Source organism: Cyclobacteriaceae bacterium, from assembly GCA_025808415.1.
Taxonomy (GTDB): Bacteria; Bacteroidota; Bacteroidia; order Cytophagales; family Cyclobacteriaceae; genus UBA2336.
This window is the reverse complement of sequence record CP075525.1, coordinates 1,035,427-1,049,470: the sequence shown is the minus strand read 5'-3', so window position 1 is coordinate 1,049,470 and position 14,044 is coordinate 1,035,427. Positions and strand designations below refer to the sequence as shown.

12 protein-coding genes are annotated in these 14,044 nt (G+C 38.0%); all 12 read left to right on the top strand.

What is annotated here, in order from left to right; all coding sequences use genetic code 11:
* The first annotated feature begins 79 nt into the window (after positions 1-79).
* The gene (locus KIT51_04840; protein ID UYN87589.1) at positions 80-655 is read left to right on the top strand and encodes a hypothetical protein; all 576 of its coding nucleotides are present in this window, start codon (positions 80-82) and stop codon (positions 653-655) included.
* Positions 656-869: 214 nt separating this feature from the next.
* Complete coding sequence (locus KIT51_04835; protein ID UYN87588.1) at positions 870-1,385, top strand: RDD family protein; 516 nt, start codon at positions 870-872, stop codon at positions 1,383-1,385.
* Positions 1,386-1,553: 168 nt separating this feature from the next.
* Complete coding sequence (locus KIT51_04830; GenBank protein ID UYN87587.1) at positions 1,554-2,267, top strand: hypothetical protein; 714 nt, start codon at positions 1,554-1,556, stop codon at positions 2,265-2,267.
* Between the two features lie 204 nt (positions 2,268-2,471).
* The gene (locus KIT51_04825; GenBank protein ID UYN87586.1) at positions 2,472-3,140 is read left to right on the top strand and encodes a hypothetical protein; all 669 of its coding nucleotides are present in this window, start codon (positions 2,472-2,474) and stop codon (positions 3,138-3,140) included.
* Between the two features lie 138 nt (positions 3,141-3,278).
* A complete protein-coding gene (locus KIT51_04820; protein UYN87585.1) occupies positions 3,279-3,830 on the top strand; it encodes a hypothetical protein in 552 nt (183 codons plus the stop codon).
* Between the two features lie 319 nt (positions 3,831-4,149).
* Positions 4,150-4,779 carry a hypothetical protein gene (locus tag KIT51_04815; GenBank protein ID UYN87584.1) on the top strand — a complete coding sequence of 210 codons (630 nt, stop codon included), beginning with the start codon at positions 4,150-4,152 and terminating at the stop codon, positions 4,777-4,779.
* 194 nt (positions 4,780-4,973) lie between these two features.
* Entirely contained in the window at positions 4,974-5,765 is a 792-nt protein-coding gene (locus tag KIT51_04810; protein UYN87583.1) for a hypothetical protein, read from the top strand.
* A 28-nt stretch (positions 5,766-5,793) separates the two neighbouring features.
* Positions 5,794-6,387 carry a hypothetical protein gene (locus KIT51_04805; GenBank protein ID UYN87582.1) on the top strand — a complete coding sequence of 198 codons (594 nt, stop codon included), beginning with the start codon at positions 5,794-5,796 and terminating at the stop codon, positions 6,385-6,387.
* Between the two features lie 352 nt (positions 6,388-6,739).
* On the top strand, positions 6,740-9,604 hold the full coding sequence (locus KIT51_04800) for an N-6 DNA methylase (GenBank protein ID UYN87581.1): 2,865 nt from the start codon (positions 6,740-6,742) through the stop codon (positions 9,602-9,604).
* Positions 9,605-9,909: 305 nt separating this feature from the next.
* Positions 9,910-10,509, top strand: coding sequence for a hypothetical protein (locus tag KIT51_04795; GenBank protein UYN87580.1), 600 nt, complete (start codon positions 9,910-9,912; stop codon positions 10,507-10,509).
* Positions 10,510-10,706: 197 nt separating this feature from the next.
* Positions 10,707-11,306: a hypothetical protein gene (locus KIT51_04790; protein UYN87579.1), complete on the top strand. Its 600-nt coding sequence runs from the start codon at positions 10,707-10,709 to the stop codon at positions 11,304-11,306.
* 2,083 nt (positions 11,307-13,389) lie between these two features.
* Positions 13,390-13,968 carry a CHASE2 domain-containing protein gene (locus tag KIT51_04785; protein UYN87578.1) on the top strand — a complete coding sequence of 193 codons (579 nt, stop codon included), beginning with the start codon at positions 13,390-13,392 and terminating at the stop codon, positions 13,966-13,968.
* Positions 13,969-14,044 lie beyond the last annotated feature (76 nt).

The window sequence follows — 14,044 nt, the reverse complement described above, 5'->3', positions numbered from 1 at the left end:
ACGTGGGACAAAGACGCGCTTCGAAAGCCGCAGCCGTCATAAACTCAAACGTTGGCAGCAAGCCACTAAAAAATAAAAAATGGACCCTATACTGACATTACCGTTTTCAGAAAATATGGTTATAAATGAGTTGGAGAAAAAATTCAACAAACGAGACGGTTATTCAATACTAATTCCTTCGACAAGACAACAAAAAGGGTTTGACTTGTTAATGTATAATAACAAGACAAAAAAATGCTTAACAATTCAAGTAAAGGGTTCACGGACTTACAACCCAAAACCACCCAAAAATGAGACAATTATCCGTTACAAAAATTACACATGGTTTAGCAAGTTTAAAATAGAAAAGGGACTTGCTGACTTTTATATACTCTTTGGACTCTTTATCACAAACCCGACAAGGAAAGAGAAATCAAGGAGTGTAAGAAAAAATGACTGGTATGACCATGTACTCATGATTTTTTCGGAAGCCGAAATGATTAAATTCTTAAGTGGTTTAAGACTTAAAACAAGTGACAAAGCAGACAGTAAATTCTCATTTGGATTTAATGACAAGAAGAAAATAATTCTAACTCGGGGGACTAAGGAACATGTCGACTATTCAGAAAAGTTATTTTCAAAGAGAATTATTGAACTTAAAAAGGTACTGGACTAAGTGGCCAGCTGCCAACACCAGGTTTGTTTAATGGCGGGCGACACAGTCGCCCGTAATGTCAGGCAGTTTATTTATATTCGTGTAGGCGGACAAATCCTCCGGATTTATCCGCCACTAAACAAACCCAAAACGTTGGCGCCCATTTGTTGGGACAACAAAACCTTCGATTGACATAGTACTATTATTACACGACAACAGAGAATTCATTTAGGACATGATAATAATTCCAGGTAAAAAGAAAAACCTAAATAGAAGATACTACGCTAACCTTTTGGACTATTTAATAATATTCATTTTCACAGTAATTTATATTTACCTGACAGGTGATGGTGACGAGTTCGGTACATATCGCGTGACTGGTTTCAAAGCGTTATTAATTCCATTTGTTTGGTTTATATACTTTCCGGTTTCCGAAGCAATCTTCGGACAGACAATTGGAAAGAAGGCATTACACTTACATATTGTTGACATAAACGGACAAACTCCAACAATTATTCAAACAACCATTCGCAGACTTCTTGACCCTCTTGAAATTGTGTTTTTGGGAGTACCGGCACTTGTGATAATAAATTATTCAGACAAGAATCAAAGAATTGGTGACATGATGGCTGGAACGACAGTCATACGGACAGATGCGGTTTGTAGACACTGTGGGACAGAATTAGAACTTTCACCTAAAGAAGTTATACGGGACTCATTTACCTGTCCAGACTGTGGACAATTGAACTAAACAAACGGGCGCCAACACCGGGTTTGTTTAATGGCGGGCGACACAGTCGCCCGTAGTGTCAGCAAGTTTATTTATATTCGTGTAGGCGGACAAATCCTCCGGATTTATCCGCCACTAAACAAACCCAAAACGTTGTGGGCAACCCGCAAATAAAATTTAAGCTAGCGAATGACTAAGGACAAACTAATCTACTTTGGACTCTTAATAGGAATTAGTTGTTCGACAGTAAACAACGAAAAAAAGATAGAGGGACATTGGCATTGCGTGAAGTCTGGAGAATGTGAGTTTGAAACAATTGACATTAAAGACTCTGTTATAATTGCAGACAAATTCATTATTGAATCGTACAGTCAAGTTCTGCACATCGGACAGGATGTTAATGCTCAAATTGATAGAAGGGATAGGTTAAGCCTCAATTACATTGATACTTCATTCTATTACTTTAGGTCAGACTTAAATAAATGCTTAATTTCTGACAGGTATAAAGACTGTATGATAGACTTGTCCTTACCAGAAGTCAGGTCTGCATTATCATTTGACATCTCTATAACAAAATATACCACAGGAGATTTATATATCGGAAAATTAAAACAAGGGTATTCCAACTCAAACGACCAGTTAGTAAAGCAATATCCAGACTCGATATTCATACAAGTAAATGATGTCCTGATAGGTTTCAAAGACATTCCTGGATATATACAATTCTTAGGTGCTGGTTTGCATAGGCCAAGGGAAAATATTAATCTACATGTGGACAGAGACGTTCCTGAAGGATTTGTTGGAGAACTTGTTAAATTAATCAATCCAGACAATTACCATTCGACAATGATTCATAACGTAGTTAAAATTAAGAACGGTGACATTGGATTATTAAAAAGATAAGAACAAGCGGGCAGCCCACAACAACAGGTTTGGGCAATGGCGGGGTGAAGTGTACGTATAAATATTTATCTTCGCTACAACGTTTGCCCACGGTGGACAGTGACGACCTAGTCGGCCTTAGCATTCCGCGATGCTACATTGCTAAGGCCTCCTAAGCCCGCCACTGCCCAAACCCAAACGTTAGCGGCTATTGCCTGACAAAAAATGAAACTCATACTAACGACACTAATTTTTTTAAGGACATTATCGCTATTCGGACAAGAGAGCAAATTTAATTGTGACCTGATATCTGTCCAGATAAAAATAAAATCCGACAGTCTTATCTATGAAAATTCATTTATCGACAAACACAAAGACATTGGACTAATTGGTAAATCAAAAGCGGACTTTGAATTAAGGTATTATAATACTCCGAGTTTAGCTAATGGCGGACATGTTATCATTATTAGTTGTGTTGACAATACAATAAAGGCTAAAAAGGTGACTTATTGGTTTTCAGTAAAGCAGGACTATGAAAAAAGGAGAATCAATAAAACTAAAGTTGAAGAACTTAAACCGACAAAGACTTGGAACTCATTCTTTAATACGTTGGACTCAATGAATTTCTATAATTTCCCAACTATGGAAGAAATTCGGCCTAAAATGAAAAAATATATGACTCTTGAAGACGGTAGAGTAGTTGAAAAAAGGTCAATGATAACGGACGGTGTTTACTATACATTTGAGATAAAAATTAAAGACAAAATCAGAAAGTTTTCATACCACTCACCGATTTCATGGTACAAAGTATACGACCATGTGGATGAACTTAAACAAGCTGAAGAAATTAAAGAGTTTTTTAAAAACAATTTGACCAATGGCAACAGCCGCTAACACCGGGTTTGTTTAATGGCGGGCGACACAGTCGCCCGAAAGTGTAAACAAGTTTACTTATATTCGTGTAGGCGGACAAATCCTCCGGATTCATCCGCCACTAAACAAACCCAAAACGTTGGCGCCAATTAGGTAAAAATGACAGACAAACAATTATTGACATTGATTTTACTAATTGTCGCAGTCAGTTGTAGTGACAAAAAGATAGACAGTAAAACGAATGACACTAGTCAAAGCCAGACACCTAACATTACTCCAGACTGGCTGACAAAGTTATATCCAAAAGACATTAGTGATGAAAACTATCCTTATAAGACACAATCAATAACAACTTTCAAACAACTAAATGACTCATTGACATTCTGCATTTTGTCAATTAATGATGGTGTGTGTAATACGGACATCTTAGCGATACAAATAAATAGAAATAAGGGGACTGAGACTGAAATTGGGAAAAGTTGCGACCAAGATTTAGCTTGGTCAAAATATGAATCTAAGACTTATAAAATTTTATCTGACTGGACGATTGAGGTGAAAGAATATTCAGAAACCGTAGACAATAAATTTATTGACGACAGTGGGTTTATAATAGACGGGTACAATTTTGAAGACATTGAAGATAAAAAGATTGACTCTGTCAAATATCAACTGACTATTGACCCAAACGGACAGATTAAGAAAAAAACCTAACTGGCGCCAACACCAGGTTTGGTCAATGGCGGGGTGACGAGTATGTAAAAAGTTTTATCTTCGCTACAACGTTTGCCCAATGCGGACAGTGACGACCTTGTCGGCCTTAGCATTCCGCGATGCTTCATTGCTAAGGCCTCCTAAGCCCGCCACTGCCCAAACCCAAACGTTGGGCGCAATGCCATCCGGACAAATGAGACTACTAATATTCACGCTGACATTTTTGACTCTCGTTGACGTTTACGGACAGAAGAAGAGCGTACACGAAACTCGAATTCCAAAAAATATTGAGCAGTGTTTTAAGACCTTGGACAAAACGATGCCCGACAAGGAAATAGAATTAATAAAGACATTACCAGAGGACAGCATCTACGACCATTGGGAATTTAAAAACGGGACGGACTTTTTTCACGCGTGGAAACTCTATGATGGTTCACGGTTGACAAAGTACTTTAACAAATTGGGGCTTTATGGCACACATCCCATCTACCAGACAATTTTAATTTCATATCACAGACAACTAAACAACCAAGACGTAAGACTTGCCGAACAAATTGATAAATGGAAAGCAATTCAAAAAGCGGACTATGAAGAATATATTGCTAAAACTCAAAAGGACTCACTAAATGGACTCTACATTCCTAAAGATATAAATGAGTGCGTGACTGAGTTAGATAAAGTTTACGAACAAAAATCAAAGGACAGTTTCGTTGGACAAGAAGAAAGTAAGGCAGTTGCAATGGCGTATAGGTTCGGACCTGGACTCTGGATGCGAAATAATTGGGGACTTTGGGGAGGGTCAAGACTTCAAAAGTACTTTTTTGACAATGGAGTAAAAGACCCAGAAGAAATGAGTTGGATAATTTTGACTTGTTACCACCGACACAAAAACGGACGACCTTTAGAATTTGATAAACTGACAAGTAAAAAGGAACCGACCAAAAAGTAGATTGAGTTAGATGGCACAGCGCCCAACAGTGTGTTTATGCCAGCTGCGGGTGACGTGTTAAAATGAAGTTTAGTTTTCTTAAATTCGTTCTGGCCACGTGGGACAAATACGCGCTACGAAAGCCGCAGCCGTCATAAACACGGGTCGTTGGCAACAATATTTACATCGACAAGAGAAGTAACTAACAGGCGGACATGAAACAAGTATTAATTCTAATACTTCTACTTAATTCACTATTAACTAACGGACAGACAAGGACAATAACTGGAAGAGTTCTTTTTGATGACTTGAATCCTGGCTACGAAGCGAAAATATGGATAAATGACACCCTCCAACTTGGGACATCAGGACTAAATGGGGACTTTATAATTGAACTTCCGACAAATATTTATACAATAGAAATCGGAATGATAGGAATGGAAATAGCTTTAATAAAAATTCCATCAACGTGTGACCGCATAGAGATTATAATGATGCCTAGTGGGACATATCATTACAAGTCTCACAAGAAAATTGACCGACAAAGAAAAAGTTTATTTGATAAGGTGACAGGACTACATTCAGTAGCCTTTGACAAAGGACTTTTTACTACTCCATCCCCATGCTATGAAAGAGAATTTGAACACATTAAACCACGCTTAGATGAAATACGTAAAGAACTTAAAGTCAAACAAAAGCAAATAAAAAAATCCTTTAGAGAGCTTCAAGTGGGTGACACGGTTAGGATACCTTACAGTACGACTTTTCGTCATGACGGAACAGACAGAACATCCTTACATGTCTATTCCTATGTCGTAGACGGTGAAAATTTTAAATGTATTATTCAAGGAGTAATTACTGACAAAAGTAGAAACTTTGAATTCACTTATCGTGTAACAAATTGTGATTCATGTAACTTGCAATCGACAATTTATGAGAATAAGGACATGAGTGTAGGACAAGTTTTCAAACACAACATGAGATATTTTAAAGTTTTGAGTAGGTAAATACTGTTGCCAACACCGGGTTTGTTTAATGGCGGGCGACACAGTCGCCCGTAGTGTCAACAAGTTTATTTATATTCGTGTAGGCGGACAAATTCGTTGGATTTATCCGCCACTAAACAAACCCAAAACGTTGGCAGCAAGGCATATGAAATTTCTAACAATAGTGTTTCTGTTTACAGTTTCGATTAACACTTTTGGACAACAGATTATATCCTATGAGCAAAAAGCATTTGACTATTACAGAAATAATATATTGACAGAACACCCCTTAAAAAAACGTGCTACATTTTATTCAAAAATTGAGACAGTAGAACAACTATTCAGTTTCCCGAGATGTCTAGAGAATATAAATATTGAAAAATGGAGTGAATACATTTCAATGAGTTCAAAGAATTCTAAAATAAAAGTTATTGACGCCACAGGTGACAAGAGATTTAAACACAAAAAAAATGGGAAAGGAAGTTATCCTAGAGTTTTTTTAATAGCTCCTTTCAGCAACGATGAAAATCAAATTATTGTGACAATCATTGAAGTACATCGATGGCATGGTAAAACATACCATATTGAAATGGATAAATATGGTCAAGTAATTAAATGGTGCAGTGGAGGATGGATGGTTTAATATGCCCAGCTGCCAACACCAGGTTTGTTTAATGGCGGGCGACCGTGTCGCCCGTAGTGTCAGCAAGTTTATTTATATTCGTGTAGGCGGACAAATCCGTTGGATTTATCCGCCACTAAACAAACCCAACACGTTACCAACAATGCGCTTTCAAAATTTCGGCTAACGATTAAAAAAGAGGACATTTCTCCACGAGGACAAGTGTGACAAAAGAAGCCTGCCCACATTTGGCACATTTGCAGGCCGCGCAAACCCGCCCGACTCCAAAGCCTGCAAAAGAGCCAAATCCCAACCGCACGAGTGTGGACTAACTGACTGAAATCCTTATTTTTGGATAATACGGTAAGACCTAATGACAAAAGAAGAGGCAAAACAAAAGATAAGTGACTTAGTAGTAAGATTTGGAGAACAAATCGAATCCTATAAAAAGTCGGACTATAACGAGACCTTGACTCGGAGAGATTTCATAGACCCCTTTTTTAAAGCTTTAGGTTGGGACATCGACAACGAACAAGGATACGCTGAGGCATACAGAGAAGTAATTCACGAGGACAGAGTGAAAGTAGGTTCAGCGACAAAGGCTCCTGACTATTCATTCAGACTTGTTGGTGGAAAAAGGCTTTTCTTTGTTGAAGCCAAAAAGCCAAGTGTAGTTGTAAAAGATGACATACTTCCTGCTTACCAAATTCGGAGATACGGATGGAGTGCAAAACTTCCGATAAGCATAATAACAGACTTTGAGGAATTTGCTATTTATGATTGTACTAAAAAGCCCAATCCAAGTGACAAGGCTTCAGTTGCAAGAATTAAGTATCTGACCTTCAAAGATTATATTAAGGAGTTTGACTTCTTGTGGGACACTTTTAGTAAAGAAAAAGTTCTAAAGGGAAGCTTTGACAAATTTATTCAAAGTGATACAGGCAAGAAAGGAACAGCAACGGTTGACAAGGAATTTCTTAGCTCACTTGACAATTGGAGAACTTATTTGGCTCAAAGTATTAGTTCAAACAACAAGGAAATTGATGAAGATGAGTTGAACTTCATCGTTCAACAGACAATTGACCGAATAATCTTTCTTCGGATTGCCGAGGACAGAGCCGTTGAGAATTATGGCAATCTAAAGACTACTTTAAAAGGTGATTGTTATCAAAATTTGTTTCTACTATTCAAGGAAGCTGACCAAAAATATAATTCAGGGCTATTTGACTTTAAGAAAGATAAATTAAGTGAGAATATTAAGGTCGATAATAAAGTCATTAAAAACATAATAAATGACCTTTATTATCCCGAAAGTCCCTATGAGTTCTCAGTTTTATCAGTTGAAATTTTAGGAAGCGCCTACGAACAATTCCTAGGTAAAGTAATAAGACTCACTCCTGCGCATCATGCAAAAATTGAAGAAAAACCGGAAGTAAGAAAAGCAGGTGGGGTTTATTATACACCTCAGTACATTGTTGAATATATTGTTGAAAGCACACTTGGAAAGTTAATAGACGGAAAGACGCCAAAAGAAATTAGCAAAATAAAAATAGCTGACCCTGCTTGTGGAAGCGGTAGCTTTTTAATTGGCGCTTATCAGTATCTACTTGATTACCATAAGAATTACTATTCAGAAAACGGCAAGCCATCTAAGGGCAAAAAGGATAGCCCACTTACACCTGAAGGTAACTTGACAACTTCTGAAAAGAAGCGTATTCTGCTCAATAATATATATGGTGTCGACCTTGACTTTAATGCAGTTGAAGTAACAAAATTAAGTTTGCTATTAAAGTGCATGGAGGGCGAAACTTCCGCGAGCATTGCAAATCAAATGAAGTTATTCAATGAAAGAGTTTTACCTACTCTTGATGACAACATTAAAAGCGGAAACTCACTAATTGATTTGGATTTTTACGATGGGCAACTTGATTTTGGAGGAGAGCGAAAAATAAAGCCATTCAATTGGAAAAAAGGGTTTCCTGAAGTATTCAAAAATGGTGGCTTTGACCTTATCATTGGTAATCCTCCATATGTCCTCGTAAGCCCTGAGCTTTTTTCAGATGAAGTTATAGAGTACTTCAAAAGATTTAAAGTCTCTGAATACAAAATTGACTTATATCATCTGTTTATAGAAAGAGGTTTGGGCTTATTAAAACCAAATGGGTCTTTAGGTTTCATTGTTCCAAGTACATGGATGACGCAAAAGTTTACGGACAGACTAAGAAAATTTGTTTTGGAACAATCCTCAATAGATGAAGTTCTGCATTTTGATTATAAAGTGTTTGACCAAGCTGATGTATTCACAGAAATTATTATTCTAAACAACTCCAAGCCTTCGATAGACCACAAAATTAAATTCATTAGAGAGGAAGGAAGTGTTACAAGCGGAAAGGTGATTGCATCGAATGTAATGTCAGAAACACAAAAGAGTTTTTTAAAGATTGAAAGTTATGCCATTGATATTCGCTCTCTTACCCGTGAAGGTAAAATAGTAGCAAAAATTATAAAAAGCTTTCCCGCACTTGAACAAATTGCAAGAGCATCATTAGGAGCACAAGCTTACAATAGTAGTAAGCATTCTAAATCTGAAATTGAAAATCGGGTCTTTCATTCAGACAAGAAATTATCTAAGGAATATTTACCTGAATTAGCAGGTAATGATGTCGGACGATATACTCTTGAAAGAAAAAAAGGACAGTGGATTAAATATGGTTCATGGCTTCATGACTATAGGTCAATGGATTGGCTGACAGGGCCACGAATATTAATTAGAGAAATAACAGGTAAAGACCCATATAAAATTCAAGGAACATACACTGAAGATACTTATTGCAATTACAAAACTATTCTTAATGTAAATCCAAGTGATAAGACAAACTTTTCAATGAAGTACCTGTGCGGACTTCTTAACTCTAAACTTCTCTCTTTCATTTTCAAAAACAGTTCAAATAAGATTGAGGCTAATTCTTTCCCGAGACTTTCAGTCGGTGATATAAAGAAATTACCAATTAAGGACATTGACTTTAAAAATAAGGACGAAAAAACAAAACATGACGAAATCATTAAGCTTGTTGACGAGATAATGAAGCTAAACATGGACTTGAAATCAATTAATCTTGCAGACAAGATTGAACAAGTTCAAAATAGAATTGACTACTTAAATAATAGAATTGACAAAATAGTATACGAACTTTACGACTTGAAACAGAGTGACATTGCGATAATCGAAAAGGAATGATTTTCAAAATCGCGCACACATTGCCTGGCCGCTCATTCCAACGCAAAACCAAAGCCAGCCAATAAGTGCGCTTAGTTTTGTGCAGTTGGACAAAGTGGTTTTCAAAAGTGTAAAAACATAACGCGGGACATGCGCACTGTTGGTAACAAAATGTTTATGCAATGTGGGGGTTTCGTGTTAAATTAAAGTTTATGTTTCAAAATGTAGTTCGGTCACGGGGGACAGTTCGGAGCAGGTCGGCTTTAACATTCCGCTGCGCTCCATTTTTAAAGCCTCCTATTCCCCACACTGCATAAACACAAACGTTGGCAGCCATATTTTTAATGAGATTGTTTTACTTACAAATATTTCTACTGACAGCTGTAGCAGCATTCGCACAAACTGACTGTGACAAATACCAAGACGATTATACTCCTAAAGACCTAGATGACGCTTTAAATTTTTTGGACTGTAAATGGTCAGACAGTGACAAAGAAACATTCAAATCAAAAGATGAAAGAGACGCTGTCTCCGAACTTCATTTCGGCACCGGACTAGCAATAAGAAATAGTTGGGGACTATGGAAAGGTGGTAACTCTTTGACAAGATATTTTAATTCAAAAGGTATTTTTCATCCAGATGACATCTCTTCTATAATACTAACCTCATTTCACCGACAACTAAATAACAAAGACATTGAATTAGAAAATCAAATAAAGTATTACAAAGACTATTGGGCCGAAGCAAGAAAAAGTCAAAAAGAGATTGACAATGAAATTAAAATACAGACTAAGACAGAGTACGAGACTTTCAAAATTGGCGACACTGTTAAAATTGCTTATAAAATTAATCTAAACAGTGGGGCTGTTTATGCCTACAGAATCCAAAAACACCCGGACTTAGACGATGAACCAACTGTTTTGTAATAGGCATAATAAATGACAAACGGATTAGAAAGAAAAAAGACTTCTTACTCAAAGTATTGGTTACAGACATCTGCGGACATAAAGAAGCATACGGGAGTAGTGACAAGTTATTCGTTGGACAAGAACGTGAGTTTAATGTTGAGAGCTTTAAAATATATAAGGACTGAAAATACGGCTGCCAACACCAGGTTTGTTTAATGGCGGGCGACCGTGTCGCCCGTAGTGTCAGCAAGTTTATTTATATTCGTGTAGGCGGACAAATCCGTTGGATTTATCCGCCACTAAACAAACCCAAAACGTTGGGCGCAATGCGGCCAGACAGAATGAGACTTCAATTGATAATAATAATATTTGGACTATTAACGTCTAGACAAGTAAACGGACAATTGATTTTGACCGAAGAAGAAAATATTGTTTGGATAAATGAATTAAGGGACGAGAATGAATTAGAAAATAAATTATTAATACTTCGGACAAGAATTTTGGCAGACACAAATGTTTACGTTCAGCCCATCGGTGACAGATTATTTCTAAAGAATGATAAAAATAAAGAAACAGGACTTTGCCGACCTTTATTAATTGTTGAAGGGCACTACTTGAAAATTGACAATGAAACTGAAAATTTGACAATTAGAAATTTGACTGCTGAATTGACGACCAAGAACATAAAACAATTAGAGATAGTCGAAAGTGAAAAAGCAAAATCGCTCTTCGGACAAAATGCTTGGTGTGGTGTAGTTTTAATTACAACAACAAACAAAAAAGCAAGAAAGACTTTGCTCAAATACAAAGTCTGAAAATGACAATAACCAAATTGGTGTGGACGCTGACGGTTCTGTCTGACCTGGACTCGTACATAAGACAAAGACTCGTTGAACTACAAAAAGTTTTACTGGTGACTTTGACTTGTTACTAAATATCGGTCGACTGAACCGCACAGCGCCCAACACCGTGTTTATGCCAGCTGCGGGTGACAGGTTGAAATGTAGTTCGGTTTTATTAATTTCGTTCTTTCCACGGGGGACAAAGACGGCTTCGAAAACCGCAGCCGTCATAAACACAAAACGTTGGCGGTCATTGCAGTCGGAAAAATGAGACCTATGAATAAAGGACTTCTGACAATAACTTTAATCTTGACAATTGTTCGACTATCATGCGGACAAGTGAAGCGTGAGCAATTGGATGGGGACTGGGAGACAAACAACAAGGACAGTCTATATTATAAGAGCGACACCGTTGAATTTATTCAAGATGCAAATTGGCGTTACGGCATCGTGACATGCGACATTGTCATACTGAGAGTATCAAAATCAGAATTTAAGTTTGTTAATACTTATTTGTGTAGTGAACCTGGTACAGAACGGACGACAAATGGAAAGCAGACAATTCGACTTTTTAAACAGAAAAGCGACCAATTGATTGAGATAAAAATATTGGACAAAGTTGAGAAATTTAAAATACTGACTTACGAGGAGAAAAGAGTAAATCGATATCCTTGGGACATAAAAGTGCTTCGATTAAAGAGAGTGTAAACTGCAACGAACCGCCAACAGTGTGCATATTGCATGGCGGGGTTCGGTGTCCTCATAACTTCCGTTATCTTTATAACCATTGTCACGGGGGACACTTTACAACTGGTCGCGCTTGTCGGCCTCGCGGCCTTAACAAGCGCTCCTAATCCCGCCACGACAATATGCACCAACGTTAGCGCCAATACGCGGACAAAAAAGTAAAGGACTTGTCCGCAGACAACGACTGGCTAACGTTTATCGACCCGTTAACGCAGACAATAACTCGACTTCTGACAAATGATAATTATGTAGTTCGGTGTACGCGGATACGCGGGAGAGTTTCGGACTTCTATACAATTGAAAACGGACCCTTAATAAAAATTCAGTGCCGCGCGCGACACGCGCGAAACCAGCCCCCCCCCAACCGTAGACAAGAGAATCGCGCGAAGCGCGATTTTTTTTCGGTTTAGTGAAGGAAAATTTGAAAAATCGACCTTAAAAAAATTTTTAGACATTTTAACCGACACAAAACTGACCAACCCGACAACGTTTTGTAAAAGTGGAGCCAGACGCGTCCAAAATTAGTTTTCGGTGGACTTCTTATCAGAAGTCCAAAACAAAGTAACGGTGGACGCGTACTGGCGCTAACACCAGGTTTATGCCAGCTGCGGGCGACAGGTTGAAATGTAGTTTGGTTTTACTAACTTCGTTTTCAGCACAGGGGACAAATTCGGCTTCGATAACCGCAGCCGTCATAAACCCAAAACGTTAGCGCCAATACGCGGACAAAAAATAAATGACACGTCCGCAGACAGCAACTGACTAACGTTTACCGTCCCGTTCACGCAGACAATAACTCGACTTCTGACAAATGACAATTAAAAAGTTTGGTGTACGTGGACACGCGGGAGAGTTTCGGACTCTTATAAAATTGACAACAGACTCTTAACAAAAATTCAGTGCCGCGCGCGACACGCGCGAAACCGCCCCCAACCGTAGACAAGAAAATCGCGCGAAGCGCGAATTTTTTTCGGTTTGGTGAAGGAAATTTTGAAAAATTGAACTTAAATAAATTTTTTGGACATTATAACCGACACAGACTGGTGAACCAGACAACGTTTTGTAAAAGTGGAGCCAGACGCGTCCAAAAATAATTTTCGGTGGACTTCTTATCAGAAGTCCAAAATAAAGTAACGGTGGACGCGTACTGGCGCTAACACCAGGTTTATGCCAGCTGCGGGCGACAGGTTGAAATATAGTTTGGTTTTACTAATTTCGTTTTCAACACGTGGGACAAATACGGCTTCGCAAACCGCAGCCGTCATAAACCCAAAACGTTGGCGGTAATGCCTCAATAAAGTGACAGCAAATGAATAAGGGACTTTTTAAAACAATCCTTCTACTTACGACAATTATCAGCTGCGAGACAAAGTCTCAACAGACTAAGATCTCACCTGAGAGCAGAACCAATGAAATTGTCCTAATAAACGCAGACCCAAAAGACCGCTGTGAAATGGGACAACTAATCGAGTCACTGAGTGAATGCAATCCAAGAGTAATTGGCATAAACTTCATTTTCCCTGGACAAAAGGAGATTGGATGTGACTCTAAATTCCAGCAAGCCATAATTAATTCTGGAAAAGTAGTTTTAATAGAAGGTTTCGAAGAAGGTAAACACGTTGAATCTCATAAGCTATTTCGTGATTATGCATTGCGTTCTGGAACAACTGGTTTAGCTCAGGGAGAAAACGACTTGACAGACTCTTATTATAGAGTATTCGATCATCGTGGCCGTTGGGAGTACAGTTTTCCGATGCATCTTTCATTACGATATGATACTACTCGAGCTTCAGAACTTGCAGCTAAGTCGTTTCCAAAAGACTATCCAATCAAATTTTATAGCTCAACCCAATGTAAGCTCCCCATTTTTAGGACAACTCTAAATTAGGAAATTTATTCATTGTTATTGTTGTAACCGGTTGTGGGTTTGTGGGAAACTCGTTTCGAGTTTCCCATAAATCCAC